The organism is Halorubrum xinjiangense (assembly GCF_049604745.1).
GTDB lineage: Archaea > Halobacteriota > Halobacteria > Halobacteriales > Haloferacaceae > Halorubrum > Halorubrum xinjiangense_A.
In genome coordinates this window covers 1,540,962-1,565,387 of sequence record NZ_CP187140.1, presented here as the reverse complement: position 1 = coordinate 1,565,387, position 24,426 = coordinate 1,540,962, and the positions used below count along the sequence as shown (strand labels likewise).

The 24,426-nt window shown below is 70.6% G+C and carries 28 protein-coding genes; 13 read left to right on the top strand and 15 right to left on the bottom strand.

All coding sequences use genetic code 11. The features are described from left to right. Positions 1 to 20 precede the first annotated feature (20 nt). From rnhB to ACOZ35_RS09025, 3 genes are all read right to left on the bottom strand, one after another. Complete coding sequence (gene rnhB, locus ACOZ35_RS09035) at positions 21 to 752, bottom strand: ribonuclease HII (protein ID WP_424013289.1); 732 nt, start codon at positions 750 to 752, stop codon at positions 21 to 23. A 50-nt stretch (positions 753 to 802) separates the two neighbouring features. Next, a complete protein-coding gene (locus tag ACOZ35_RS09030; RefSeq protein WP_424013288.1) occupies positions 803 to 1,174 on the bottom strand; it encodes a 30S ribosomal protein S8e in 372 nt (123 codons plus the stop codon). Positions 1,175 to 1,317: 143 nt separating this feature from the next. After that, entirely contained in the window at positions 1,318 to 2,952 is a 1,635-nt protein-coding gene (locus ACOZ35_RS09025; RefSeq protein WP_424013287.1) for a potassium channel family protein, read from the bottom strand. Between the two features lie 98 nt (positions 2,953 to 3,050). Between ACOZ35_RS09025 and ACOZ35_RS09020 the strand changes: the two genes are divergently transcribed. From ACOZ35_RS09020 to ACOZ35_RS09005, 4 genes are all read left to right on the top strand, one after another. Next, on the top strand, positions 3,051 to 3,449 hold the full coding sequence (locus ACOZ35_RS09020; protein WP_424013286.1) for an ArsR/SmtB family transcription factor: 399 nt from the start codon (positions 3,051 to 3,053) through the stop codon (positions 3,447 to 3,449). Next, positions 3,446 to 3,724: a DUF7521 family protein gene (locus ACOZ35_RS09015; RefSeq protein ID WP_424013285.1), complete on the top strand. Its 279-nt coding sequence runs from the start codon at positions 3,446 to 3,448 to the stop codon at positions 3,722 to 3,724. The genes ACOZ35_RS09020 and ACOZ35_RS09015 overlap by 4 nt, the downstream gene beginning before the upstream one ends. 97 nt (positions 3,725 to 3,821) lie before the next feature. Continuing rightward, on the top strand, positions 3,822 to 4,523 hold the full coding sequence (locus ACOZ35_RS09010; protein ID WP_424013284.1) for a helix-turn-helix domain-containing protein: 702 nt from the start codon (positions 3,822 to 3,824) through the stop codon (positions 4,521 to 4,523). 139 nt (positions 4,524 to 4,662) lie between these two features. Continuing rightward, a complete protein-coding gene (locus tag ACOZ35_RS09005; protein ID WP_424013283.1) occupies positions 4,663 to 5,208 on the top strand; it encodes a DUF1684 domain-containing protein in 546 nt (181 codons plus the stop codon). Positions 5,209 to 5,339: 131 nt separating this feature from the next. Here the strand turns inward: ACOZ35_RS09005 and dpsA are convergent, their stop codons facing one another. Beyond that, positions 5,340 to 5,888 carry a DNA starvation/stationary phase protection protein DpsA gene (dpsA, locus tag ACOZ35_RS09000; protein WP_424013282.1) on the bottom strand — a complete coding sequence of 183 codons (549 nt, stop codon included), beginning with the start codon at positions 5,886 to 5,888 and terminating at the stop codon, positions 5,340 to 5,342. Between the two features lie 79 nt (positions 5,889 to 5,967). Beyond that, a complete protein-coding gene (locus ACOZ35_RS08995) occupies positions 5,968 to 6,834 on the bottom strand; it encodes a carbon-nitrogen hydrolase family protein (RefSeq protein WP_424013281.1) in 867 nt (288 codons plus the stop codon). Positions 6,835 to 6,933: 99 nt separating this feature from the next. Between ACOZ35_RS08995 and ACOZ35_RS08990 the strand changes: the two genes are divergently transcribed. The 4 genes from ACOZ35_RS08990 to ACOZ35_RS08975 all read left to right on the top strand — a co-directional run bounded on the left by ACOZ35_RS08990 (position 6,934) and on the right by ACOZ35_RS08975 (position 9,733). Then, the gene (locus ACOZ35_RS08990) at positions 6,934 to 7,602 is read left to right on the top strand and encodes a DUF7384 family protein (RefSeq protein ID WP_424013280.1); all 669 of its coding nucleotides are present in this window, start codon (positions 6,934 to 6,936) and stop codon (positions 7,600 to 7,602) included. Between the two features lie 24 nt (positions 7,603 to 7,626). Beyond that, positions 7,627 to 8,583, top strand: coding sequence for an A/G-specific adenine glycosylase (locus ACOZ35_RS08985; RefSeq protein WP_424013279.1), 957 nt, complete (start codon positions 7,627 to 7,629; stop codon positions 8,581 to 8,583). A gap of 75 nt (positions 8,584 to 8,658) precedes the next feature. Beyond that, entirely contained in the window at positions 8,659 to 9,057 is a 399-nt protein-coding gene (locus ACOZ35_RS08980) for a DUF5778 family protein (protein WP_424013278.1), read from the top strand. A gap of 49 nt (positions 9,058 to 9,106) precedes the next feature. After that, complete coding sequence (locus ACOZ35_RS08975) at positions 9,107 to 9,733, top strand: alpha/beta hydrolase (RefSeq protein ID WP_424013277.1); 627 nt, start codon at positions 9,107 to 9,109, stop codon at positions 9,731 to 9,733. 20 nt (positions 9,734 to 9,753) lie between these two features. Here the strand turns inward: ACOZ35_RS08975 and ACOZ35_RS08970 are convergent, their stop codons facing one another. The 7 genes from ACOZ35_RS08970 to ACOZ35_RS08940 form a co-directional block, all read right to left on the bottom strand. After that, positions 9,754 to 10,998, bottom strand: coding sequence for a glycosyltransferase family 2 protein (locus ACOZ35_RS08970; protein WP_424013276.1), 1,245 nt, complete (start codon positions 10,996 to 10,998; stop codon positions 9,754 to 9,756). Positions 10,999 to 11,278: 280 nt separating this feature from the next. After that, positions 11,279 to 11,608: a transcription factor S gene (locus ACOZ35_RS08965; protein WP_424013275.1), complete on the bottom strand. Its 330-nt coding sequence runs from the start codon at positions 11,606 to 11,608 to the stop codon at positions 11,279 to 11,281. Positions 11,609 to 12,055: 447 nt separating this feature from the next. Continuing rightward, the gene (locus ACOZ35_RS08960) at positions 12,056 to 13,147 is read right to left on the bottom strand and encodes a putative sulfate/molybdate transporter (protein ID WP_424016023.1); all 1,092 of its coding nucleotides are present in this window, start codon (positions 13,145 to 13,147) and stop codon (positions 12,056 to 12,058) included. Positions 13,148 to 13,235: 88 nt separating this feature from the next. Then, the gene (locus ACOZ35_RS08955) at positions 13,236 to 13,982 is read right to left on the bottom strand and encodes a hypothetical protein (protein WP_424016022.1); all 747 of its coding nucleotides are present in this window, start codon (positions 13,980 to 13,982) and stop codon (positions 13,236 to 13,238) included. Next, positions 13,979 to 14,974: a hypothetical protein gene (locus ACOZ35_RS08950; protein WP_424016021.1), complete on the bottom strand. Its 996-nt coding sequence runs from the start codon at positions 14,972 to 14,974 to the stop codon at positions 13,979 to 13,981. Before ACOZ35_RS08950 ends, ACOZ35_RS08955 begins: the two co-directional genes overlap by 4 nt. A gap of 116 nt (positions 14,975 to 15,090) precedes the next feature. Then, the gene (locus ACOZ35_RS08945) at positions 15,091 to 15,927 is read right to left on the bottom strand and encodes an RAD55 family ATPase (protein ID WP_424016020.1); all 837 of its coding nucleotides are present in this window, start codon (positions 15,925 to 15,927) and stop codon (positions 15,091 to 15,093) included. Between the two features lie 3 nt (positions 15,928 to 15,930). Continuing rightward, positions 15,931 to 17,019, bottom strand: a complete 1,089-nt coding sequence (locus tag ACOZ35_RS08940; RefSeq protein WP_424016019.1) for a beta-ribofuranosylaminobenzene 5'-phosphate synthase family protein — start codon at positions 17,017 to 17,019, stop codon at positions 15,931 to 15,933. 168 nt (positions 17,020 to 17,187) lie between these two features. On the opposite strand from ACOZ35_RS08940, the gene hemC reads away from it, so the two are divergent. The 5 genes from hemC to ACOZ35_RS08915 are packed head-to-tail and all read left to right on the top strand — an operon-like array spanning position 17,188 to position 20,608. Then, a complete protein-coding gene (gene hemC / locus ACOZ35_RS08935) occupies positions 17,188 to 18,342 on the top strand; it encodes a hydroxymethylbilane synthase (RefSeq protein ID WP_424016018.1) in 1,155 nt (384 codons plus the stop codon). Further along, entirely contained in the window at positions 18,335 to 19,231 is an 897-nt protein-coding gene (gene cobA, locus ACOZ35_RS08930) for a uroporphyrinogen-III C-methyltransferase (RefSeq protein ID WP_424016017.1), read from the top strand. The genes hemC and cobA overlap by 8 nt, the downstream gene beginning before the upstream one ends. Beyond that, positions 19,228 to 19,989, top strand: coding sequence for a uroporphyrinogen-III synthase (locus ACOZ35_RS08925; protein ID WP_424016016.1), 762 nt, complete (start codon positions 19,228 to 19,230; stop codon positions 19,987 to 19,989). The genes cobA and ACOZ35_RS08925 overlap by 4 nt, the downstream gene beginning before the upstream one ends. A gap of 5 nt (positions 19,990 to 19,994) precedes the next feature. Beyond that, positions 19,995 to 20,159: a hypothetical protein gene (locus tag ACOZ35_RS08920; RefSeq protein WP_424016015.1), complete on the top strand. Its 165-nt coding sequence runs from the start codon at positions 19,995 to 19,997 to the stop codon at positions 20,157 to 20,159. Positions 20,160 to 20,206: 47 nt separating this feature from the next. Next, on the top strand, positions 20,207 to 20,608 hold the full coding sequence (locus ACOZ35_RS08915) for a hypothetical protein (RefSeq protein ID WP_424016014.1): 402 nt from the start codon (positions 20,207 to 20,209) through the stop codon (positions 20,606 to 20,608). Here ACOZ35_RS08915 and ACOZ35_RS08910 read toward each other — a convergent pair whose 3' ends face one another. The 3 genes from ACOZ35_RS08910 to ACOZ35_RS08900 all read right to left on the bottom strand — a co-directional run bounded on the left by ACOZ35_RS08910 (position 20,609) and on the right by ACOZ35_RS08900 (position 24,316). Then, positions 20,609 to 21,304, bottom strand: coding sequence for a DUF4382 domain-containing protein (locus ACOZ35_RS08910; RefSeq protein WP_424016055.1), 696 nt, complete (start codon positions 21,302 to 21,304; stop codon positions 20,609 to 20,611). A 593-nt stretch (positions 21,305 to 21,897) separates the two neighbouring features. After that, positions 21,898 to 23,223, bottom strand: coding sequence for a 5'-deoxyadenosine deaminase (locus tag ACOZ35_RS08905; protein ID WP_424016013.1), 1,326 nt, complete (start codon positions 23,221 to 23,223; stop codon positions 21,898 to 21,900). A 592-nt stretch (positions 23,224 to 23,815) separates the two neighbouring features. Then, a complete protein-coding gene (locus tag ACOZ35_RS08900; protein ID WP_424016012.1) occupies positions 23,816 to 24,316 on the bottom strand; it encodes an HPP family protein in 501 nt (166 codons plus the stop codon). Between the last annotated feature and the right edge of the window lie 110 nt (positions 24,317 to 24,426).

Sequence of the window (24,426 nt, the reverse complement as noted above, 5' to 3'; positions counted from 1 at the left end):
GAACGTGGTTTCCGTCCGCTTCAGAACTCGTTTAACGCCGACTGCTCGGCGGCCGCGAGAAGGTCGTCGCAGGTCGCCCACGACCGGCGGGCGCAGTCGGGGAGGTCGCCCGTTTCGGCGACGTACTCACGGAGGAACGCGCGGGTCGCCGGGTCGCTCGGGTAGCCGCTCCCCAGATCGTCGTACTCGGGATACGCGGCGTTGATCTCGGCCATCGCGGCGTCGCGGACCACCTTGGCAACGACGCTCGCGGCACCCACGACGGGGTCGTCCTCGTCGGCGCCGTGGGCGGCCGTCACGTCGACGGTGGGGAGGCGGTGGGTTTCCTCGGTGGCTCCGTTTTCATCGTCCCCCGCGGCCGCTTCGCTCCCCTCCGCCACGAACCGCGCCAGCCGCTCCGCGAACCGCTCCTCGCTGGTGTCGCCCGCGTCGGCGACGACGCGGACCGGTTCGGCGACGCCGGCGGGGAGATCCGCAAGTGCGTCGCGGACCGCCCGCGCCTGCCCGCGGACGGTGAGCGTGTTCATGTCGGTGTCCGGGCGATCGATCTCGGCGGGTTCGACGCGGGCGATGCCGACGGCGACGTCGGGGTCGCTCCTGAGGGCCGCGGCCATCTCCTCGCGCCTGGCCGGCGCGATCTGCTTCGAGTCGTCCACGTCGGCGGGCAAGCTCGTCGGGTCGGTGATCACCGCCGCCGCGACCATCGGTCCGAGCGCGGGTCCCTTGCCGGCCTCGTCGACGCCGAGGTACACGCGTGGCTGGTGGACGTGCGAGGGGAAATACCTTCAGAAAGGGTGGGACCTCAGTCGAGCAGGACCGCGTTGACCTGGCCGGTCTGGCCGGGGCGGGAGGTGACGCGGGCGCGGCCGGCGGACGTCTCGATGACGGCGCCCTTCGTGATGATGTTCCGGCGGGCGTAGTTGACGTTCGCGGGGTTGTCGACGACGTTCTCGATCTCGGCCTCGCTGACCTCGCCGCCCTCGGCGACCTGCGCGACGTTCGTCGAGAGCGCGCGGACCTTCTTGTCCGTGCCGCGGGCGTCGATGTACTGGAGTCGCGTCTCGCCGACCGTGGTCTCGGCGGGCTCGCGGCCGAGCTGGTGGCGCTTCTTGTTCGAGGCGTGCTTGAGTCGGCCGCCGGTCCGCTTGCGCGCGGAGCGTCCCTGGTCTTTCATACGGGTACGAACAGCCAGCGAATACTTGAAGCGTTCGACTCGGCCCGGCGGGAACGGGGGCGCGAGGGGGACCAACGCGGCGAGACGGAACGGCGGAGCGAGCCGAATCGGCGCCGCGAGCCAAATTCGCGAAGTGAGCCGGCTCAGGCGAACGCGCGCTCGAACGCTCGGACCCCCTCGTCGGTGCCGGCGACGACGAGCTCGTCGCCCGGCTCGATCCGCGTCTCCGGGCCCACGTCGGTGACGAGGCCGTCGCCGCGCTCGACGGCGATGACGGTGCAGCCGGTGGTCTCGCGGACGGCCGCCTGCCCGATCGTCCGGCCGACCAGGGCGCGGGCCTCGCTCCTGACGACCTCGACGTGGGTGTCCAGCGAGAGCACGTCGCGGTCCGTGAGCACGGCCGACGCCGACATCCGACCGGTCACCGTCGAGAGGGAGAGCACGTAGTCGGCGCCGGCCCGGTGCATCTTCGGCACGCTCTCGGGGTCTTCGACCCGTGCGAGCAGCTCCACGTTCGGCGCCAGATCGCGGACCACGAGCGTCGAGAACTCGGCCGTCGTGTCGTCGGGGAGGGCGAGGACGACGGTCCGCGCGTCGTCGACGCCGGCCGCCCGCAGCGTCTCCGGGTCGGTCGCGTCGCCGACCACGTCGATCGCCTCGCCGCCGTCGTGGTCGACGACGGTCACCGGAAGGTCGGCCGCTTCGAGGGCTTCCACGACGGTCTTCCCTACTTGGCCGTACCCGATGACGACGGTCTCGCCCGCGCCGAACCGGCGGGCCGCCGAGTTGGTCAGGTCGACGAGCCGCTCCACCTGCCCCTCGGTCCCCGAAACGAGGAGAACTGTCCCCGCAGACAGCGTCGCGTCCGGCGGCGGCGCCGCCTCGAACGCCCCGTTGAACCACGCGCCGATCACGTCGACGCCGGTGCGCTCGCCGATCCGGCTCCCCGCGAGCGTCGACCCGGCGAGGCCGCTCCCGTGGTGGATCGACACCTCCGCGATCCGCAGGTCGCCGACTGCGACCGCCTCGTCGAGGTCGGTCCGCACCGCCGTCGTCACCTTCGAGGCGAGGCTCTCGCCGAGCAGCGACCGCGGGGAGAGCACCTCGTCCGCACCGGCGAGCCGGTGGTACCGCTCGCGGCTCGGGTCCTCGACGACGCTTATCGCGCGGACGTCCGTCGACAGCTCCTTCGCGGCGAGGACGATGCTCGCGTCCACTCGGTCCGACAGGTCGGTGACGAGCGCACGCGCGTCCGTCAGCCGCGCGCTCGAGAGCCCGTCGGTCGTCTCGGGGTCGGCCCGGATGACCGTGTGGCCCGCCTCGTACAGCGCCAGCGCCCGGTCGGGGTCGGGCTCGACGACCACGTACGGCACCGCCTCCGACTCGAACTCGTCTAAGAGCGCGTCGGAGCGCGTGGTGTCGGAACAGACCACGACGTGTCCCTCAGCGTCGCCCTCCAGCGACCGGGGGACGGTCGTCGCGAACGCGGACTCGAGGAGGGGGGTCGCCACCACCGGGAGCGCGCCGATGAGCAGCATCATCCCGACGAGGTCCATCACGGCGACGAACGCGTGCATCTGCTGGCTCTGCCACGAGGACGAGTCGCCGCCGAACCCGGTCGTCGTGAACATCTCGATCGCGAACTGGAACGACTCGATCAGAGTTCGGGGATCGCCCTCGAAGACGCGCATTCCCCACCGGTAGGCGACGGCGGTGAACGTGAGCATGACGCCGAGAAAGACCGCGTACAACACGACCCGCCGCTTCCACGTGTCCATCGAGCCGCGATACGTCGCGGCCGTACAAAAACGGGGGGACTCTGCCGGCGTCGGACCGAAGTTCGATGGTTTAAGTTCCGGGGGCCGAACCGTCACGCATGGTGCGGGACCCGTCGCGAGACCCGGAGCCGCCGTCGGTCGACGAGGTGCTCGACGCGCTGGCCGACGACGCGGCCCGTCGGATCGTCGCGGCGCTCACCGAGCCGAAGACCGCGAGCGAGCTCTCCGAGGAGTGCGACATTCCCCTGTCGACGACCTACCGGAAGCTGGAGAAGCTCACCGACGCCTCCCTGCTGTCGGAGTCGACGGATATCCGGCGGGACGGACAGCACACGACGCGGTACTCGGTGTCGTTCGACGCCGTCACCGTCACGGTCGACGACGGCGGCGAGGGCGACGCGGACCGGCGCGAGTTCGACGTGGAGTTCTCTCGGCCGGAGCGGACCCGAGACGAGCGACTGGCCGACCTGTGGTCGGAGCTACGAGAGGAAACATGAACCCCTACATCGACCTGACTATCATCGCCGCAAAGACCGCCATCCTGGTGCTCGGTGGCAGCATCACCTACTACGCGCTCCGCGCGTACGACCGGACCGGCGACCGCTCGCTGCGGGAACTCGGCGTCGGCTTCGGCATCGTCACCGTCGGGGCGCTGTTGGGCGGCGTCTCCCACCAGATCATCGGCGCCGACCTGGCGGTCGGCATCGCCGTCGACGGCCTCCTCACGGCGGTCGGGTTCGCGGTCATCGTCTACTCGCTGTATCTGGAGTGAGCCGCGTCCCGCGGTCGGCCGCGCGACGGCGGCCGTCGCAGCTTTCGACGCGCGTCGAACGGTACCCTTTTGCGGCGCTCGGCCGTCCGTCCACGGCATGAGCGACGCACGCGAGGAGCTCTCCCGCCGGATCGCCGGCGAGATAACGCTGAGCGACGACCCCGGAGCGACCCTCCGGAAGTGGCGGACCGACTTCGACGTCTCGCAGACGGAGCTGGCCGAGCAGCTCGGCGTCTCCTCGTCGGTCGTCTCGGACTACGAGAGCGGTCGGCGCGAGAGCCCGGGGATCGGCGTCGTCCGCCGCACCGTCGAGGGGCTGCTCGACATCGACGAGCGCCGCGGCGGCGGGCGGCTCCGACAGCACGCCCGGGTGCTCTCGGCCGGGTTCGAGAGCGACATCGTCCACGACCTCCGCGAGTACTCGACGGCGGTCCCCCTCGAAGAGTTCTACGAGGCGATGGGCGCGACGGAGATCGTCCGCGGTGACCACGACCACGTCAACGGCCACACCGTCATCGACTCGATCCAGGCGATCACGCGGCTCTCCAGCGAGGAGTTCTACCGGCTGTACGGCCAGTCGACGAACCGCGCGCTCGTGTTCACGCGGGTGACCCGCGGCGAGTCGCCGCTCGTGGCGCTGCGGGTCGTGAGCCCGACGCCGAACGCGGTCGTGCTCCACGGGATCGAGGACGGCGACCTCTGGGACCACGCCGCCGACCTCGCCCGCGTCGACGGCGTCTCTCTGGCCACCTCGAACCGCGACCTCGACGACTGCCTCGCCGACCTCCAGGCGCTGTGAGGCCGCTGCGAATCGGGCGGTCGACCGAACCACGGCGGTCGATCGAACTGCGGCGGTCGATCGAACCGCGGCGACCTCCCGAACCACGGCGGCCTCCCGAACCGCGGCCCTGAAACCGCCGGCGCTCGTCGGTCCGGTCATGACCGAGGACTACGCCGAGCGGCTCCGCGCGAACCGCCGGGAGAAAGATGAGTTCTTCGACGACCACCCGCAGTCGCCGATCCCGCCGGAGCAGCGCGACGAGTTCGACGGGCTCGACTACTTCCCGCCGAATCCGGACTACCGCGTCGAGGCGTCGGTGACGGTCCACGACGACCCCGAGCCGGTCGAGATGGAGACGACCGCGAGCAACCCGGTCCGGTACCTCCGGGTCGTCACGTTCGCGTTCGAGGTCGACGGGGAGGAACACACCTTGGCGGGCTACCGACAGGAGGGCGACGACGGGGCGATCTTCGTCCCCTTCCGCGACAAGACGACCGGTCAGCAGACGTACCACCAGGGACGGTACATGGAGCTGGCGCCCGAGCGGGACCTCGACGACGGCGACAGCGTCACGATCGACTTCAACCTCGCGTACAGCCCCTTCTGCGCGTACAGCGAGACGTTCTCCTGTCCGCTCCCGCCCGAGGAGAACTGGCTGGAGATCGTGATTCCCGCCGGCGAGCGGGCGCCGGATCTCGAGTAATCGAGCGGACGCTTTTCCTCGACTGAGCGGAGGGTCTACTGCCGACGTCGGCGCTGCTCGTCGGTGTCGAAAAAGCGAAAATCGAAGAATCGGACGCCTGAACGGCCCGAAAGCAGTCCGTCGCGGTCGGCTTACTCGAGCGTCTCGCTCGTGACGAGCGTGTCGTCTTCGAGGTAATGCTCGATGTGGTGGCCGTGTTCCTCGACATCTTCGAGGATCTCGCGGAGCTGCTCTTCGGTGTTGTAGTCGCCGAGGTTGTTGGCGAGCTGGATGTGCTCGCGGAGCTGCTCGGTGATGTCGCCGAAGATCTCGAGGTCGTGCTCCAGCGACGTCCGGATGTCGTAGGCGTCGGCGTCCTCGGGGGTCACCGGCGCGTGCTCCTCGTAGTTCGCGCCGCCGGAGAGCGGCACGCCGCCGAGCGCCTGCGCGCGTTCGGCGAGCACGTCGGCGCCCTCTTCGAGGTCGGCCGCGACCTCGCCGAGGTACTCGTGGATGTCGAAGAACTCGGCACCCTCGACGAGCCAGTGGTGTTTCTTGACCTGGTGATAGAGGACGTACGTCGCCGCGAGGTCGCTGTTGAGCGCGTCGACGAGCTGTTCGGCCTTCTCTTCGGGGACGCGGAGCGCTTCGCTCTCGTGAACGTCGCCGTATCGCTGACGGGCCTGCTTCTGGGTACTCATTCCAACTTTACATACGCGCGCGACCCACTTAATAGCTCCTACTGAGAAAACTACTTTTTCAATATACAAAAGAATATTTTCAGCTCTCGCCGACAGCCCCCACCAGATCCCGCTGTGCGGAGAGCGTCTCGCGGTCGAGCGTCGCGGTCAGCGTCGTCGGTTCCCGACCGAGTTCGGCGGCGACCGAGCCGTCCGGTCGCGCGACGAGGGAGTTGCCGGCGTACGTCGACTCGTCGACCGCGCGCCCGCCGCCCGAAGTCCCGGTACGTCCGGCGCCGACGACCCACCTGACGCCGTCGAGCGCGCGGGCGCGACACAGGAGCCGCCAGTTCGCGGCGTGGTCGGCGGGCCACGCGCCCACGACGACGAGCGCGTCGACCGCGCGCTCGGCGAACCACGCGCTCTCCGCGACGAAGTTGAGGTCGTAGCAAGTCAGCAGTCCGGTCGGTCCGCCGGGCGTTTCGACAATGACGCGGTCGGTTCCGGGTTCGACCCACTCGCTCTCCTCGTCCCACAAATGTCGCTTGCGGTAGACAGAGAAACCGTCGCAGTTGGCGGTCGCGGTCCGGCCCGGCCCCGGATCGGAGTCGTCCCCGGAGCGTTCGGGCGCAGGAACGTACGCGGTCGCGTTGTACACGGCCCCGCCGTCCCGCTCGGCGTAGCCAGCGATCACGGCCGCATCGGCCGCCTCTGCGATGGATTCGAGCCGCGTCCGCGCCGTGTCGCGTGAGAGCGCGGCCTCCTGGAGTCGCTCGTTGGCCGCGAATCCCGTGAGCGCGTACTCGGGGAACACCGCGAGGTCGACTTTGCTCGAGAGGTCGGCCGCTCGGCGCCGGAGTCGGTCGACGTTCGCGTCGACGCGGAGGTCGTCGACGGCGACCTGCGGAACGGCGACGGTCGGCTCGTCGGCGGGTCGGCCGCTCGGGTCGGCGGATCGGTCGCTCACGCCCGCTGCTTCGTCGCGGGCGACCAATAACGCCGGGGGTCGGGGAATCAGCACGCCTCGGCCGCAAGGAGGATACGGCCGGGGCGCCGACCGACGCACATGACCTTCGCCGACCTGTTCGAGCGCGCGGCCGCGCTCGACGGCGACCTCGACGAGGCGGACGTACGCCGCGCGCTCGACGACGTGCGCTCGGCGCCGAACGAGGATGACGACGGCAGCGACAGCGGCGACGCCTCCACCGACGGAGACGCGGTCGCCGACCCCCTCGACCCCAGTCCGGCCCGCGTCGTCGCCGACGCGGACGCGCTCGCGGCGGACCTCCTCGTCGGCGGCGCCGCCCGCGACGCGCTCGACGCCCTTCGGTCGCACGCGTGGACGACGCTCGTCGCCAGCGACCCGCTCCTCGACGACGCCGAAGCGGTGATCGCGTCGCTCGTGGACCCCGATCTGGCGGCGGACTGGCGGGCCGCGGTCGAGGCGTGGCGCGAGCCGGTCGCGCAGCCGCCGGACGATCACCCCGCGCTGGCCTCCGCCTACCGCGGCGGCGCGATGCAGATCGTGAGTCTCGACCCCTCGCTGACCGGGCCGGGGGCCGCCGCCGGACTGCGCGACCGCCTGCCCGTGAGTGTCCGGGAGCCACGCGCGTTCGCGACGGTGTTCGACCCGGCGAAGCTGTATCCGGACGCCGTGGGCGGGGAGTATCCCGGTCCCGACCGCGACCCGCGAACGATGGAGTCGGTCCGCGCGGACGGGGACCAGCACCGATAAACCGCCGCCGGCCGGACCGGGGATATGACCGATTCGGACGGTGCCGCCGCGGAGGCGGGCGACGACGCCGCGGAGTCGCCGGCGCTCCCGGCCGACCTCGACGCGGTCCGCGACGCGCTCGTCGACTGGTACGAGGCGGACCACCGCGAGTTCCCGTGGCGCCGCACGGAGGACCCCTACGAGATCCTCGTCAGCGAGGTGATGAGCCAGCAGACCCAGCTCGACCGCGTCGTGCCGGCTTGGGAGGACTTCCTCGACGAGTGGCCGACGACCGCCGACCTCGCCGCGGCCGACCGCGCTGACGTGGTCGCCTTCTGGTCGGACCACTCCTTGGGGTACAACAACCGCGCGAAGTACCTCCACGAGGCGGCCGGACAGGTCGAAGACGACTACTGCGGGGCGTTTCCGGAGGACCCCGAGGGCCTGAGCGACCTGATGGGCGTCGGGCCGTACACCGCCAACGCGGTGGCGTCGTTCGCGTTCAACAACGGCGACGCCGTCGTCGACACCAACGTGAAGCGGGTGCTGTACCGCGCGTTCGACGTCCCGGACGACGACGACACGTTCGAGCGGGTCGCCTCCCGGCTCATGCCGCCGGGCGAGTCGCGGGTGTGGAACAACGCGGTCATGGAGCTCGGGGGCGTCGCCTGCGGGAAGAAGCCCCGATGCGACGAGGCGGGCTGCCCGTGGCGCGAGTGGTGTCACGCCTACCAGACCGGCGATTTTACGGCCCCAGACGTACCCGAACAGCCGAGCTTCGAGGGGAGCCGCCGGCAGTTCCGCGGCCGGATCGTCCGGCTCCTCGGTGAGCACGACGAGATGGAACTGGACGCGCTCGGCCACCGGATCCGCGTCGACTACGCGCCGGACGGCGAACACGGCCGCGAGTGGCTTCGCGGACTCGTTGACGACCTCGCGGACGACGGGCTGGTCGAGGCCGACGCGAGCGGAGACGGCGTCGTTGTGTCGCTCCGCCGCTGAGTCCCGGTCGTGCTCGCGCTCAACGCCGCCCCGAGAACCGTCACCCGTTTATTACGGGAGCCGGAAGGGAGACGCATGAGCGAGACCGTCGATTCGGACCTGTACACCCGCACGAAGGCGTTACTGGAGCCGGGCGACATCGAGCTGCTCGGCTGTATCGTCCACACGACCCTCGACGGTCAGCAGGACCTGGAGATGCACGAGCTGACGGTCGCCGTCAACGAGGTCATCGCCGACCACGCGGGGAAAGGCGAGACGTACATCGAGGCGGGCAACGACGACACGAACTTCTCGTCGAACCAGTTCCAAGGGCTGACGCTCGACGGCGAGGAGTTCGTCTGGGAGTGCCAGCAGCTGTTGCGGGACGGCGCCTTCGACATCGTGTTCTACTACGAGGCCAACGTCGACCAAGAGGCGCTCGCGGCCGATCTCGCTGATCTCGACGACGTCGACCGCGTGACGCAGGTGCCCTGAGGGGGAGCGACGGCGACCACCGAATCCGAACTCGCCACATCTGAATCCCGTGAGCGACACCATTCTGATCCCCGGCGGCCGCGACGTGCGCGCCACGCTCGACACCGCAGCGAGCGACGGCGCTCGGAGCGACGCGGTCGTCGTCGCCTGCCCCCCGCACCCGCAGCAGCGCGGCCACCGCGGCGACGAGCGACTGAGGGCGGTGAGCGACGCCCTGACCGACCGCGGAATCGATTGCCTCCGGTTCGACTACGGCGACTGGGACGAGGGGTACGGCGAGACGACCGACGCGGACGCGGCGGTCGGCTGGGCGCTCGACCGCTACGACCGCGTCGGACTGTTCGGCTTCTCGTTCGGCGGCACGGTCGCGCTCGTCGCGGCCGCGTCGCGGCCCGAACTGGCTGGGGTCTGCGCGCTCGCCCCGACCGCGCGCCTGAACCCCGACGTCGACGCGGTCGCGGCGCTCGACGACCTCGCGGACCGCGGGATGCCGGTACGGGTTCTGTACGCGACGCGCGACTCGACAGCCGACTGGAAGCCAGTGATCCAGCGGGCGGATGAGTTGGGCGTCGAGACGGTCGCGTTCGAGTCGGACCACTTCTTCGTCGGGCGGAGCGGGGAGGTGGGCGAGGCGGCCGCGGCGTTTCTCGGGCCGCGGCTTCGCGACGATTTATAAACGGCAGCGCTTCGCCCGGTCTACTCGCTGCCGACCTTCGTCGTCACCCGGAACGTCTCGGGCGGGCTGACGATGCCGGCGACCGTCCCCATCGAGTGGACGACGGTGATCAGCGGGGCCAGCGGGACCGCCAGCGCCCACTGGCGGTGGTCGTCGCCGTAGTAGCCGACGCCGAGGAGGAACCAGCCGAGCGTACACAGCGCCAGTCCCATCGACGCCGCGAAGAACAGCCCGCTGTAGGCGATCGTCACGCTGAGCAGCGACAGCGGGACAACGAGCAGGGTGACGATCGGCGAGAGCGCCCACGCGTAGTTGCGGACTCGCGTCAGCAGCTCGTACCGGAACGGGAGCATCGCCGATGCCTGGAGGTTTCCGGCGGCCCAGCGGCGGCGCTGCTGGACGATCTCGTACAGCGAGGGCGGCGCCTCATTCCGGCAGACCGCGTCCGACAGCGCGAACGTCACGTCGGACTCGGCGAACGCGGCCCAGACGAACGCGGTGTCCTCGACGAGCGTCTCGCGGTCCCACGTCGTCTCGTCTTCCACGTCGGACCGGACCGCGATGCCGCCGCCCCACGCGAACAGCGGGATCGAGAGGCGCGCGAACGCGCGCTGTTCGATCTGGACGCCCATCCGGTACATGTCGGCCAGGTAGCTGAGGTTCGACCCCGTGAGCCGTGGCTTCTCGCGGAGCTGGACGATGTCCGCGTCCGGGAGGCCGTCGAGCGACTCGACGATACTGTCCTCGTCGAGATACAGCACGAACTCTCGCTGACACTCCAGCGCCTGCCGCGCCCACTCCTGGGCGCGCCCCTTCCGGACCGCGTCACACGCGAACTCGTCCGGGACGACGTGGACGGTCGCCCCGCGCACGTCGATGTCCGACTCCGCGATCACGTGGACGTCGTCGAGCCCCTCCGGCAGGGAGTCGACGGTGTCTTGGACGACCTCGGCGGCGTCGACGGTCATGATGCGGACCTGGATCTCGTCGAGGCCGTACTCGTTGGGCGGCGCCTCGTAGCCCGCGCCCACGACCCCCGTGAGCACGAACCAGACGAGCGCGGTCGCGCCGAAGAGGAGCGTCACGCCCCAGAGCGCGATCCCGAGCAGCGATCCGAGTCCGCCGTCGGCGACGGCGGTGGTTGCCGCCGCCTGCGCGGGAGCGGTGCCCGGGCCGGAGACGACCGTCGGTGCGAAAAGCGTCGCGAGGCCGCCGACGACCAAGGCCAGCGTCACCGCGACCAGTGCGATACGTTCGGTGTTCATCGTGTCTCCCCCTCCCGCGCCGAGCCGTATGAACCGTCCAAACGCTACAGGGGAATTCAGTCGTATTTCGACCGGATTCACGCGCTTAATCCGATGTAATCCGAGATAATCGACGGACTGCGACGCTATGGTGCGTGTTAGTGTGGCTCGTGGTGACGGATCTGTACTTCGCGGATCGAGCCCTCGATCGGCCCGGGTGTTCGCGGCGCGCGCGTCGGCGGTCGTCGATCAGCTCCGCTGCCAGCCGCGCGTCGCCGTGGGGTCCCCCGCGCGATCGCGGTCAGTTGTACCCGCGCCAGCGGTGGCCGCACTCCTTACATTTAAAAAAGCGCGTCGGCGGCTCGTCCGCGGCGCCGGTCTGTTTGATCGTGTACCACGCCTCGCCGTGGCCGCACTCGTCGCAGACGATGTCGGTCGCAGTCGGCTTCCCCTCGAAGTTTGCGCCCTCCTCCGTCTCGATCACCTCGTCGCCGGTCTGTTCGGTCGTCGACTCGAACTCGGCGGCGAGCGCCTCGTCGCGCTCGGTCGTGGCGCCGCAGTCGTCGTTTTGACACACCATCTCCCCGTCGCGAGAGACCATCATCGAGCCGCAGTCGTCACAGAACTGCATATACTCGTTTGGTACGTGATTGAGCGGTTTAGGTTCGGCGGGTATGTTCGAATACGCGGTGTACGGTGTCGGATATTTATAAATAGGTGTCAGTAGATCGTCGGTGAACACCTCCAAAGCCCCAGCCGCTCGCTTATAAATTACTGAGTACAGAACGACGAACACCTCCAAAGCCCCAGCCACGAGGGCGGCGCACGCTCGTTGCGCTCCTCGCTCGTTCGCTCCGCTCACTCGCTGCGGTGCTTACGTCGCCTGCGCCGCCCTCGCGGCTGCCCCTTTGAGTCCCACCCCGCACCGCAGCCTCACGCCTCCCCAGCCTCGTCAGCCGGCCTCCGCTTCGCTCCGGCCGGCTGACTCCCTCGCGCGTGCTGCTCGCGGCCTGTCGGCCGCTCGCAGGCACGCGCCACCGCATCTCCCCTATATAAATGGGCTCCTCTCACTGGCCCGCTATTCGCCGATCCGCTCCCACGCGAGGTGGGCCGCGATCCCGACCAGGAACGCGATGCCGAGGTTGGTGGCGAGCGCGAGGAGACCGATCCCGACCGAGAGCGCGCGGTTCCCCGAATCGGTGACGTTGCGCGCCAAGGAGACGGCGACGATCGCGAGCAGGGCGCCGAGCATCGCCAGCGGGAACGCCGCGATCAGCGCGGGCGTAGCGAACAAGGCGGCGACGAGGTAACCGACGCCGAGGATGACGTTCGCGCCGCCGGTGCGCGCGCCGAACGCGTACTTGCCGGCCACCCCGTCACAGCCGTGACACATGGGGATCCCGCCGAGGGGGACCGCGACCAAGTTCGTGATTCCCATGCTCGTCGACAGCTCGTCGGGGGTGACTTCCGCGTCGAGCAGGTCGGAGAAGAGGAGGGAGGTCGCCAGCGCGGCGTTCCCGATGGTCATCGCCAGCTGCGCGGCCACGCCGTCGAACGTGGCCCGCGTGAGCGCCCCACCGAACGCCGGCGTCGGGGGCGCGCCGGGCAGCCGTGGCGCCGGGATTCCGGCGACGACGAGCGCGGTGGCGATCCCGAGGAGCGCGACGGCCAGCGCGCTCGCCTTCCCGTGGCCCGCGAGCGCGAACGTGGCTGCGATCGCGACCCCGACGAGCGCGACGAGCGGGTCGTCGACCGCGAGTTCGATCCCCGTCTCTAGGAGGACGAGCCCGACCGCGAACTGGACGCCGCGGATCACCGGCTCGCCGATCCAGCGCTCGACGTACGCGAGCGTTCCGGAGAGTCCGATCGCGAGGAGGAGGCCGCCGAGGATCACCCCGGCGAGCGCGAGCTCGGCGTAGGTGAGCGCGCCCGCGATCGCCAGCGCCGCCAGCGCCTTCATCGGTTCGACGGACACCGGGAGGCCGTACCGGACGCCCCAGACGATCTGGCACGACCCGAACGCGACGAGCGCGTGCGGCAGCGACACGTCCGTCAGCAGCGCCAGCGCGACGACGAGCGGGATGACCGTAATCGAATCCCCTATCGCACCGGTGACTGCCCCCGACCCGAACTCGACGGACCGTCGACCCTGCGATTCGGACGATATCACGCGATAAGCGCAGTATCGGCCGGTCGGGCTTGAACGTGTTCAGAAATCGCTGGCGGATGCTCGATCGCCCGGACGAAACTTATACCAATTACTCGCCGTCGAAGGCGGGGTCCTCCGCGTCGATCATCGGGCAGTTCCGGACCCGGAACCGCGAGAAGTCGACCGACTCGACGATCTCGGTCCCTTCGTGGGTGCAGGCCGTCTCCGGCGGCGCCGTGAAGTGCGGACAGCGTTGGCAGTAGCTCCGCTTGTCGACCACGCGCTCGTCGCCGGTCGTCCTCGGGCCCGGCGTCGGTCCCGCGGTCCCGGAATCGGACGCCCCCACGTCGCCGGCCGCACCGCCCTCGGCGGCGTCGCCGAACTCGGTCGCGTCGGCGCCGATCGAGCTCCCCTCGTCGAGCGCCTCCCACACGTCCTCCTCGCCGACGTTGCCGGTCCCCATCGACTCGAAGGGATCCTCGTCGGTCGGGGAGCCGGCGGCGTCGCCGTCCAGTTCGGCGAACGGGTCGTCCGCCGGGGCGCCCGGTTCCGGGTCTCCGTCGGCCGACGCGTCGTCGTCGGTCGCTGCGGAGCCCCCTCGGGTCCCGATATCGACGCCGTCGGAGCCTCGGGCGTCGTCTCGGCCCGCCTCGCCGTCGTCGTCGATCCCATCGCCGAGCGCCGCGAACGGGTCGTCGACTTCGTCCGCGTCGGGCTCGTCGAGGCCGTCGTCGGCCTCGCCGCTCGGTTCGTCGCCGCTCGGCTCATCGCCGAACAGCTCGTCGCCGAAGGGGTCCGCTTCCGGATCCTCGTCGCCGTCGGACCGGTCGCCGTCGGACCGATTGCCGTCGGTCATCGGCGGTCCCCGTCCGGTCCGCCGTCGCTCGCGGCGGTGCTCGTCCGGTCCGTCGTCCGGCCCATCTCGTCGCGGTCGTCGTCCGCGACGTCGCCGTCGATGGCGGGCGCATCGCCGACGAGGAGCTTCGACGTGCCGAGGAAGCCGGTGTTCGGCTCCAGGTCCTCGAACCGGCGCCCGCAGTGGGGACACTCCGGCGCCGACAGCAGCCCCAGTTCGACGCCGCCGCCGCAGTGGTCGCAGTCGGCGGTCCGCACCCCGTGCCGGTTCGCCGTCCGCGTCAGCGCGTCGAGGCGCTCGCGGTCCGCGCGATCGCGCTCGGCCGCGTCGAGGCGGCGCTTGACCCTGACGACCGCGTTCGCGACCCGCGAGAGCTTGTCGTCGATCTCGGTCAGGTCGTCCGCGGAGATCCCGGCGAGGTCGGACTCCACGTCGTCGAGGCGATCGTCGACGCCGTCGACCCGTCCATCTACCTCGTCGACGCGTTCGTCGACCCCGTCGAGTCGGTCGCCGAAGCCATCCAGTCGGTCGCGGACCGCGTCCAACTCGTCAAGCCGGGCGTCGAGCGCGTCCAGTCGCTCGCCGAGGTCGTCGACCCGGTCCGAGGAGGGCGCGTCGGCGACGGCGGCGTCGAGCCGATCCAGTCGGCCGGCGATCTCTTCCAGTTCGTCGGCGAGGTCGTCGAGCCGCGCCGCTCCCTCCGCGTCGGCGGCGCCTCCCTCCCCGGCGCCCCCCTCGGCGGCGTCGAGCGACTCCACCTCGCGGTAGAGGTCGACGAACCGCTCGCGGAGGTCGGCGACCTTCTCGTCCAGCTCCGCGTCGAGGTCGTCGAGGCGGGCCTCGATCGCCGCCACCTCCTCGGCGTCGGGGACGTCGATCCCCTCGGACTCCGCGAGCGCGACGAGCGCGCGCTTGAGGAGCTCCTCGCGGCTCACGCCGGCGTCCTCGGCCGCCGCATCGAGGGCGGCCGCCGCCGGGTCGAGGTCACTCATCGCGGATCCTCCGTCATCTACCTGCCGTTGAGCGGCGAGGCTTAAGTAACCTGTCGCGCCGTTCTCCGGAACGATACTGGGCGACAATGGGCCGGGGCGGGGTCGGAACGCGGTCGCTACCGGATCTTCCGCACGTCGCTGATGTCGAACCCGCCCTCGTGGATCTCGGTCTCGAAGCGGACGATGTTCTCGGCCTCCAGCCGCGAGAGCACGCCGCGGAACTCGCGGACGAACATCGTCCGGGCGCGCTGGGAGCCGCCGCTCTCCCAGGAGAACTGGAGCGTTCCGCCCGCGGCGTCCATCAGGGTGCCGAACTCGCGGTCGCGGAGCGCGTCGGTGTTCACCAACACGAGGACCAGGGCGTCCCACTCGTAGGCGGCCTTCTTCAGCCCCTTCATCACCATGGCGACGTCGCTCCAGTCGGTGTCGTCGGAGACCATTGAGACGAGGTCGGTGACGGAGTCGATACAGACGAGGCTCCCCTCGCCGTGCTCCGAGAGGTAGTCGCCAAACGCGGTGAGCACGTCCTCGTACTCGCCGCGGTCGCCGAGCTCGGTGATCGAGGCCGTCGCCGTCTCGTACCAGTCGCGCGGCACGGGCGACAGCTGGAAGTACTCCGGCGAGAGGTCACGGAAGGAGATCTCGTCGACCGCCGCGTCGACGATCTCGTCGGCCATCGTGTACCCCATCTCTCTCGTGATCGCCTCGGTGTCGGCGGTGAAGGAGATGTAGTGGACCGACTCGGGCAGCGTCGCGTCGTCATCGACGTCGCCGTAGTAGAGGTCGAACAGCTCCTCGTCGGCGCCCGCCAGCGCGTTCATCGCCGCGCTGGTGTAACAGAACTCCCGGGCGCCAGCGCCCGCCTCGCCCGCGAGCAACACGACGCTGCCGGACGGCGCGCCGCCCCCGAGGATCGAGTCGAGGCGAGCGACTCCGAACGGAACACTGGACATGGCTTACGCCCCGTCGCCGCAGGGTTTAGTGTTACCCCTCTCCGGGTCGTCCGCCGGCGATTCCGCCCCGCTCTCCGCGTCGATCTTCGCCCCCTCGTTCGCCGCCCGGACGACCGACACCTCGCCGCCGACGCCGGCCGCGTCGAGCGCGCGCTCGCCGGCGTCGAGGGCCGCGTCCGCGCGGGCCGCGTCTGTGACGCCGTAGACCGTCGGCCCCCACGAGGACTGCCCGGCGCCGAACACCGACGCGTCGCCCGAAAGCGTGTCGACGACCTCGCCGACCGGCGGCCGGTACACGCCGCCCTGCTCGTCGGCGTACCACGCGCCGTTGAGCCGGCCAATCTCCGCGACGGCCGCGCCGAACGCCTCCGCGTTGTCGGTCGCGATCGCGGGGAGAACGCGCCGGGTGACGATCCCGCCGATCCGGTCGGCGAGGCCCGGCTCCGCGCGCTCGACCGCGGTCCGCATCGCGTCGTCCTCGGCCGTCCCGCTCCGGCCGGCGTCCGCCTCTGGCTCGACGAGCAGGAACCGCCAGTCGTCCGGGACGGCGTGGCGCGCGGCCACCGGCGGGACGGTCCACTCGCCGTCCGCGGGGCGGTCGGTCGTGAAGCGCGCCGTCGGGTGGCCGGCGTCGAGGACGAACCCGCCCGCCTCGAACGTCGCGACGCCGACCCCGGAGCGCCCGCCGCGGCCGAGCGCCGGAGCGCGCTCGCGCACCCGCGCCGGCTCGCCGTGGGCGGTCGCGACCGCCGCGAGCGTCGCCGCCGCCAGCTGCGTCCCGCTGCCGAGGCCGGCGTGTCGCGGGAGCGACTCGCGGACCGCGACCCGGGCGCCGTCGACGCCGATCAGGTCGGCGGCCGTAGTCGCGTACTCGCGGGCGTCGTCGCGCACGCTCGGTGCGGAATCGGCCGAGCTCGTGGGGTTCCCGTCCGCCCCCTCGACCGTCACGCTCACTCCCGAGGCCGGCTCCGCGTCGACAACGACGCGAGGGCTGGCGAGCCCGACGCCGAGCGCGCCGTACAGCCGCTCGTGCGAGAGGCTGAGGTTACAGAAGCCGAAGTGGAGCCGCGCCCCGGCGCTCACGCGTGCCATTTCGTCTCCGAGTTCGGGACGGACTGATAAAGGGGACATGACCGTGGCGGGAGTTGCCTCGGACCCGGCGAGCGGACGCGTGAACCCCGCGAACGGGACGTCCGATCTCGCGGTCGCGGAGGCGGCCGAACTGGTGCGCTTTTGAACGCGGGGGACCTCCGTTCGCGTATGACCGAAACGCTCAGGCTCGCGACCCGCGGGTCGGACCTGGCCCTCCGGCAGGCCGAGACCGTCCGCGAGGCGCTGTCGAGCCGGCGCCGCGACGTCGAACTCCGGCAGGTGGAGACGCGCGGCGACCAGATCCCCGACGAACTGATCCACCGCCTCGGGAAGACGGGCGCGTTCGTGCGCGCCTTAGACGAGGAGGTGCTCGCCGGCGACGCCGACCTCGCGGTCCACTCCCTGAAGGACCTCCCGACCGAGGAGATGGACGATCTCGTCGTCGCTGGCGTCCCCGAGCGCGCGCCCTCTGGCGACGTGGTCGTCCACCCCGAGGGGCTCGGCATCGAGGACCTCCCCGCGGGCGCCGTCGTCGGCACCGGCTCGCTCCGCCGGGGCGCGCAGATCCGGGCGGCGCGCCCTGACCTCACCGTCGAGCCGATCCGCGGCAACGTCGACACCCGGCTGGAGAAGCTGCTCGCGCCCGGGCTCCAGGCGGAACACGAGCGGCGCCTGATCGCCTCCGGTGAGGGGGCCGCGCTGACGGCGGAGGGCGACGAGGATGGCGACGCGGATAGCGAGGGCGACGAAACAGACGCCGACGAGGTCGACGAAGAGTTCGAGCGGAGCGTCGAGGAGTGGTTCGACTCGCTGTCGGACCTCGAACGCGCGGCGATGGAGCGGAAAGTCGAAACCGAGTACGACGCGGTCGTCCTCGCCGAGGCGGGGCTCCGCCGCTCGAACCTCTTCTACGAGGTGGAGACGACGCGGCTCCCGCGCGAGGAGTTCGTCCCCGCGGCCGGGCAGGGCGCCATCGCGGTCACCGCGAGCGATCCCGACGTGATAGAGGCGGTCCGCGACGCGGTCGACCACCCGCGGACCCGGGTCGCGGTCACCGTCGAGCGGACGGTCCTCGGCGAGCTCAACGGCGGCTGCGTGGCGCCGATCGGCGTCTCCGCGATGGTTCAGGGCGAGCACATCCACGTTCGGGCGCGGGTGCTCTCGACCGACGGCACCGAGGAGGTCGCCGACACCCGCGACCTGCCGATCCGGTCGCACGCGACCGCTGCCGCGGAGTTCGCCGCGGATCTCGCAGACCGCGGCGCCGACGATCTGATCGCCGAGGCGCGCGAGGAGGCGGAGACCGGGGAGGACGATGACTGAGGGCGACTCCGGCTCCGGTCCGAGTCCCGGATCGGCCGCGGACGAGCCGCCGACGCGCGGCCACGAGGACACCGTCGGCACCGTCTTCCTCGTCGGCTCCGGCCCGGGCGACCCGGATCTGCTCACTGTCAAGGCGAAGCGGCTGATCGAGTCGGCCGACGTGGTCCTCCACGACAAGCTCCCGGGCCCGGAGATCCTCGGCGAGATCCCCGAGGCGAAACGGGAGGACGTGGGGAAGCGCGCCGGCGGCGAGTGGACGCCCCAGGAGTACACGAACCGGCGCATGGTCGAGCTGGCCCGCGAGGGGAACCGGGTCGTCCGGCTGAAGGGCGGCGACCCGTTCGTCTTCGGCCGCGGCGGCGAGGAGGCCGAACACCTCGCCGACGAAGGAGTTCCCTTCGAGGTCGTCCCCGGCGTCACCTCGGCCATCGCCGGCCCCGCGGTCGCCGGCATCCCGGTGACGCACCGCGACCACGCCTCCTCCGTCTCCTTCGTCACGGGCCACGAGGACCCGACGAAGGACGAGTCGGCGGTGAACTGGGACGCGCTCGCGGCGACCGGCGGGACCATCGTCGTGCTGATGGGGGTCGGGAAGCTGCCGGCGTACACCGCCGCGCTCCGCGACGCCGGCCTCGACGGCGACACGCCCGTCGCGCTCGTCGAGCGCGCCACTTGGCCCGACATGCGCGTCGCCACCGGCACGCTCGACACCATCGTGGACGCCCGCGACGAGGCGGGGATCGAACCCCCGGCGATCACCGTGATCGGCGACGTGGCCGCGACCCGCGACCGTGTCGTGACCTTCCTCGAAAACACCGGCTCGGCACCCGTACAGTCGGCGAGCGAGGATACGGAAGACGACGGCTCAGCTGGAGGTGACGAGACGTGACCGGCGACGGGGCCCGCAAGCCGCGCGTGGCCGTCTTCCGTCCCGACGACGAGCGGATCGAGTCGGCAGTCGAACTTCTCCGGTCGCTCGGCGCGGAGCCGGTCGCCGACCCGATGCTCGAGGTCGAGCCGACTGGCGCGGTTCCGGCCGACTCGCCGCTCGTCGTGCTCACGAGCAAGACCGGCGTCGAGCTGGCCGCCGAGGCGGGCTGGGAGCCCGGCGACGCCGACCTCGCGGCTATCGGCCCCGCCACCGCGGCGGCCGCCCGCGAGGCTGGCTGGACGGTCGACGTCGTCCCCGAGGAGTACACCTCTGCCGGGCTCGTCACCGCGCTCGAATCTCGCGTCGCGGGCGAGCGCGTCGTCGTCGCGCGCTCGGACCACGGCAGCGACGTCCTCCTCGACGGGCTCCGCGAGGCCGGCGCCGACGTGATCGAGACCGTGCTGTACCGGCTCACGCGACCGGCCGGCGCGGGCGACGCCGCAGAGCTGGCCGCGGCCGGCGACCTCGACGCCGCCGCGTTCACCTCCTCGCTGACCGTCGACAACTTCCTCGCGGCGGCCGCGGACCGCGGCGTCGAGGACGCGGCCCGCGCCGGGCTGGCGGACGCGGTGGTCGGCGTCATCGGCCCGCCGACCGCGGAGACGGCCGCGAACCGCGGCGTCGACGTCGATGTCGTCCCCGACGAGGCGTCGTTCGAGGCGCTCGCGACCGCGGTCGTCGACGCGCTCGACGTGGAGTCGGCTCGGGACGTCTGAGTGTTGTGGCCGACGAGGACCACGACGCGGACCGCGGCTCCTTGGCCGAATCTCTTTCGTTGATAACCGACATCGCTGACCACGGTGCCGACGGCCGCCCGCAGCTACCGGCGCAGATGGAACGTCAACCGGATCGCGCTGACGACTGGCGTAATCGAATATCAGATTAGATATTTTGAGGGTGTAATTTATACCTCAGTACGTGATAGGATGTGCCATGGAACCGAGCGAGCGCTGGCTGCTGCGGGTCGAGGACGACGTCCTCGTCGTCGAGTTCCCACACGGGACTGGACTGAGCCCCGCGGACGGCGAAGCGCTGCTCGATCGGTGGCGGGGCGCGACGGACCCCAACACCGTCAACGCCATCGTGATCGTCGTGCGGACGAGCCGCCCGTGTTCGGACGCCGGCCGCCGGGCGCTCCGCGAGTCCGCGCAGATCGCGGTCGCCCGCGGCGTCGACCGCTTCGCCGTCGTCGGTGAGCGGTCGAAGCGTCGGTACCTCAAGCGGACCATCGACGTCGAGGGGGTCGACACCGAGGCGTTCAACGACGACGACGCCGCGCTGCGGTGGGCAAAGTGCCCGTCCGCAGCCCCCTCGTCCGTCGAGACCTCCTCGTAGTCAGTTCCCCGTCTCGGTCCCGTTCTCCGTGTCGTCCGTCTCGTTACCACCGGTAGCGTCGTCCTCCTCGGCGTCGTCCGTCGTCTCCGCATCGTCGTCCTCGTCGTCGGAGTCGTCCGCGTCCGAGTCGCCGTCTTCGGACTCCGCTTCTTCGTCGTCTCCGTCTTCCTCCTCGTCATCCTCGTCGTCGTCATCGTCGTCGATCTCGTTGACGTCGACGTCGCGGCCCGCGACCCCGCTGCCCGAGATCACGGGTTTGAGGATGTAGCCGTTGTTCTTCCCGCGCTTGACGACGTTGATGTCGAAGACGAAGCTGACCGGCTCGTCGGGCGTGACCTCGAACGCGTTCGTGATCTGGAGCTTCTCGCTCGGGAGCTTCACGTCGACCGTCTCACCGTCGACGACCCCCTCGACTGCGGAGACCTCAAGCTCGATCTTCTCGTAGCTTCCCGCCGGGATCTCGCCGTCGAACACCGCGATCGCGTCCTTGTCGATCACCTGCGTGAGGTCGACCGTCGCGCCGTCGAGTTCGACGACGGTGAAGCCGCGGCCTCCGTCTTCATCCTCGTCATCGTCTTGTTCGTCGTCTGCGTCCTCGTCGTCGTCATCCTCTGCTTCGACGGTTTCCTCGTCGTCCCCGCCGTCATCGACGTCCGTCTCGTTCGCGTCGTCGTCTTCGTCCGCCGTCTCGTTCAGGGACTCGTCGTCTTCGCCGGTCGCCGTGGCGTTCTGATCGTCGTCCGATTCCTCCTCGTCGTCCCCGTCGGCTTCTTCCTCGTCTTCCTCGTCCTCCGCATCTTCTTCGTCGTCCTCGTCGTCGTCCTCATCCCCCGCCTCGAAGACCCGCGCCCGGTCGAGGGTGACGTCCAGCCGATCGAAGTCGCCGATGTCGGCCGGCGCGTCGCTGATGAGGAGCCGGAAGTTACCGGTGAGCGTCTGGGAACCGTCGGAGCCGTCCGGGCCGTCGGAGCCGTCCGACGACGGGAGAGGTGCGTCGCCGGCGCAGCCGGCGAGCAGCGTCGCGCTCGCGCCGGCGCCGAGGGCTACGAACTCACGCCGGCGGACGCCGTCGGCGGACGCATCTGTCGCGTCCGCCGCGCGGCCGTCGCCTGTCGTTCGCGATCCGTCGTCGCCTGTCGTCCGCGATCGGTCCGTCATAGTGAGTGAACGAACGGGCCGCGGACGGGTATAAATGAGAGATACTCCGTCCGAATTTGTGCGGATAAAGCCGGTTTAAGCGGCGAGCGCGGCGGTTCGGGAGGGGAAGCGGCGATCTCGACGATTGCGGGCTACAGTTTGGCCGTCTCGATGCCGGCCGCCTCGACCACGCGCTCGGCGTGGCGCGTCGCGCGCTCGCGGACCGCCGCCGCGTCGATCCCGACGTGCTCGTCGTCCGCGTAGCGGACCGCGCCGTCGACCATCGCGAAGGTCACGTCGTCGCCGTGGGCGGCGTACACCAGATGGGAGAGCGGGTCGTGGATCGGCGTCGCTCGGGTGATGTCGGTCGTGAGTCCGATCACGTCGGCGCGATGGCCCTCGCGCAGCGCGCCGAGGCGGTCGAAGCCGGCGGCGCGGGCGCCGCCCTCGGTCGCCATCTCCAGCACGGTCGCGGCCGGGAGCCGGGTCGGATCGCGGGCGTCGACCTTGCCGAGCAGGCTCGCCTGCCGCATCTCGGTGAAGGGGTCGAGGGTGTTGTTGCACGGCGGGCCGTCGTTGCCGAGCGCAACCGTGATGCCGCGGTCGAGGTAGTCCTGGACCGGGGCGATCCCCGACGCGAGCTTCATGTTTGAGGAGGGGCAGTGGGTGACGACCGTGTCGGTCTCGGCGAGCACCTCGCGCTCGCGCTCGTCGGTGTGGACGCAGTGCGCGAGCGTCACGTCCGGCCCCGTCAGCCCGACCTCGTCGAGCCAGAGGACGTTGCGCCTCCCCGTGTCGGCCTCCACCGTCTCGATCTCGTCTTCGTTCTCGCTGGCGTGGGTGTGGATCGTCACGCCGTCGTATCGGTCGGCCAGCTCGCGGCAGCCGCGCAGGCAGGCCTCCGTGCAGGTGACGGCGAACCGCGGGGTGACCGCGTACCGGACGCGGCCGTCGGCGGCGCCGTGGTATCTCTCGATAAGATCCTCGCTCTCCGCGAGCGCGGCGTCGGTTTCCTCGATGAGTCCGTCTGGCGACTCCTTGTCCATCAGGACCTTCCCGAGCCGCGCGCGGATCCCCGTCTCGATCGCGGCCTCGAACGCCTCCTCGGCGTGGTTCACGGAGAGGTGGTCGACGACGGTTGTCGTCCCCGACTCGAGACACTCCAAGTACCCCAGCTCGGCCGCGGCCCGCGTCGCCTCGGCGTCCATCGCCGCCTCCATTGGAAGCACGGCGTCGAACAGCCAGTCGAGGAGGGCGGCGTCGTCGGCGATCCCCCGCCCCAGCGACTGGACGGAGTGAACGTGGCCGCCGACGAGGCCGGGCGCGACGAGGTCGAACTCGCGCCGCTCGTGGTCGGGGTAGCTGTCGCGGAGGGTGGCCTCGTCGCCGACCGCGGCGATCGTTTCCCCCTCGACGACGACGGCGCCCTCGGGGATGACGGTCTCGGAGTCGGCGACGACGGTTCCGGCTATCAGCATGTCCGTCCGTTCCTGACGGTCGACCGGTAAGAGGCTGTCCGTTCGTGACCTCCCGATCCCGACCGTTCGCCGCTACCGGCCGAGCCACCGGAGAGACGGCGGAGCAGCCCGCCAGCAGCGACGCAGTATTTAAACACGAACGAGCGGCCGCGGGAATTGCTTATAAACCGCGGTGGCGCGTGCCGGCGAGCGCCCGAAGGGCGTGAGCCGCACGCGCGAGGGAGTCGCTGGCGCCGTCAGCGCCAGCGACGAGGCTGGGGAGGCGTGAGGTGCGGTTGCGGGGCGGGGCGGGTTGGGACTCAAAGGGGCAGCCGGGAGGACGCCGCAGACGACGTAAGCACCGCAGTGAGTGAGCAAAGCGAACGAGCGAGGAGCGCAGCGAGTGTGCGGCGTCCTCCCGGCTGGGGCTTTGGAGGTGTTCATCGCGGATCCACTGTCACCCATTTATAAGCGAGTGGCTGGGGCTTCGGCGGTGTTCGCCGTCGATCGATAGTCACCCCATTTATATGCGACCGACTGGGGCTTTAGACGTGTTTACCGCCAGTCTGTGGTCGGCTACTTAAAAACGCCTCTCAGGACGATACGCTCCGTCCTATTCTAGTCGGCGGTCGCGGAATGCGCGGATAACGTCCTGCCGCGCGATGATCCCGACGAGCCGACCGTCCTCGTCGACCACAGGAACACGATTAATATCCGGGTCGTCCCCGACGAGCAGGTCCAGCACGTCGTCGACGTCGGCGTCCGGCGTCACCGTCGCCACGTCGGTGCTCATCACCTCGGAGATGGGCCGATCGGCGTTCCGGATCAGGTCGACGCCCAGATCGAGGTCGGCCCACGGCCGCTTCACTTGGTAGGAGAGCGTGTCCACGAACGGGGGGAGCCCGATCGGGATCCACAGCGTCTCGTCCTCGGGTTCGAACAGGTCGACGAGGTCGGACTCGGTGACGACCCCGACCACCCGCTCGTCGTCGTCGACGACGGGGAATCCGCTGAACTCGTAGCGGGCGAACCGCTTGAACACCTCGGCGACGTCGTCGTCGGGCGACACCGTCTTCACGTCCGGTTCCATCAGGTCGCGGGCGGTCAGCGTCATACCGGACGGTCACGGCGGGAGGCCGTAGGCGTTTCGCCCGGAGGCGCGGCGGGACGTGCGACGCGCTGGGCCCCGACACAACGGACTTAGGGACCGGGCACGCAGTCGTT

What these genes read in the sequence shown, in the direction of transcription:
- ACOZ35_RS09030 (WP_424013288.1), bottom strand. Translation starts at nt 1,174, where the DNA reads ATGAAAGACCAGGGACGCTCCGCGCGCAAGCGGACCGGCGGCCGACTC.
- ACOZ35_RS09025 (WP_424013287.1), bottom strand. Translation starts at nt 2,952, where the DNA reads ATGGACACGTGGAAGCGGCGGGTCGTGTTGTACGCGGTCTTTCTCGGC.
- ACOZ35_RS09020 (WP_424013286.1), top strand. Translation starts at nt 3,051, where the DNA reads ATGGTGCGGGACCCGTCGCGAGACCCGGAGCCGCCGTCGGTCGACGAG.
- ACOZ35_RS09015 (WP_424013285.1), top strand. Translation starts at nt 3,446, where the DNA reads ATGAACCCCTACATCGACCTGACTATCATCGCCGCAAAGACCGCCATC.
- ACOZ35_RS09010 (WP_424013284.1), top strand. Translation starts at nt 3,822, where the DNA reads ATGAGCGACGCACGCGAGGAGCTCTCCCGCCGGATCGCCGGCGAGATA.
- ACOZ35_RS09005 (WP_424013283.1), top strand. Translation starts at nt 4,663, where the DNA reads ATGACCGAGGACTACGCCGAGCGGCTCCGCGCGAACCGCCGGGAGAAA.
- dpsA (WP_424013282.1), bottom strand. Translation starts at nt 5,888, where the DNA reads ATGAGTACCCAGAAGCAGGCCCGTCAGCGATACGGCGACGTTCACGAG.
- ACOZ35_RS08990 (WP_424013280.1), top strand. Translation starts at nt 6,934, where the DNA reads ATGACCTTCGCCGACCTGTTCGAGCGCGCGGCCGCGCTCGACGGCGAC.
- ACOZ35_RS08985 (WP_424013279.1), top strand. Translation starts at nt 7,627, where the DNA reads ATGACCGATTCGGACGGTGCCGCCGCGGAGGCGGGCGACGACGCCGCG.
- ACOZ35_RS08980 (WP_424013278.1), top strand. Translation starts at nt 8,659, where the DNA reads ATGAGCGAGACCGTCGATTCGGACCTGTACACCCGCACGAAGGCGTTA.
- ACOZ35_RS08970 (WP_424013276.1), bottom strand. Translation starts at nt 10,998, where the DNA reads ATGAACACCGAACGTATCGCACTGGTCGCGGTGACGCTGGCCTTGGTC.
- ACOZ35_RS08965 (WP_424013275.1), bottom strand. Translation starts at nt 11,608, where the DNA reads ATGCAGTTCTGTGACGACTGCGGCTCGATGATGGTCTCTCGCGACGGG.
- ACOZ35_RS08955 (WP_424016022.1), bottom strand. Translation starts at nt 13,982, where the DNA reads ATGACCGACGGCAATCGGTCCGACGGCGACCGGTCCGACGGCGACGAG.
- ACOZ35_RS08950 (WP_424016021.1), bottom strand. Translation starts at nt 14,974, where the DNA reads ATGAGTGACCTCGACCCGGCGGCGGCCGCCCTCGATGCGGCGGCCGAG.
- ACOZ35_RS08945 (WP_424016020.1), bottom strand. Translation starts at nt 15,927, where the DNA reads ATGTCCAGTGTTCCGTTCGGAGTCGCTCGCCTCGACTCGATCCTCGGG.
- ACOZ35_RS08940 (WP_424016019.1), bottom strand. Translation starts at nt 17,019, where the DNA reads ATGGCACGCGTGAGCGCCGGGGCGCGGCTCCACTTCGGCTTCTGTAAC.
- hemC (WP_424016018.1), top strand. Translation starts at nt 17,188, where the DNA reads ATGACCGAAACGCTCAGGCTCGCGACCCGCGGGTCGGACCTGGCCCTC.
- cobA (WP_424016017.1), top strand. Translation starts at nt 18,335, where the DNA reads ATGACTGAGGGCGACTCCGGCTCCGGTCCGAGTCCCGGATCGGCCGCG.
- ACOZ35_RS08915 (WP_424016014.1), top strand. Translation starts at nt 20,207, where the DNA reads ATGGAACCGAGCGAGCGCTGGCTGCTGCGGGTCGAGGACGACGTCCTC.
- ACOZ35_RS08905 (WP_424016013.1), bottom strand. Translation starts at nt 23,223, where the DNA reads ATGCTGATAGCCGGAACCGTCGTCGCCGACTCCGAGACCGTCATCCCC.
- ACOZ35_RS08900 (WP_424016012.1), bottom strand. Translation starts at nt 24,316, where the DNA reads ATGACGCTGACCGCCCGCGACCTGATGGAACCGGACGTGAAGACGGTG.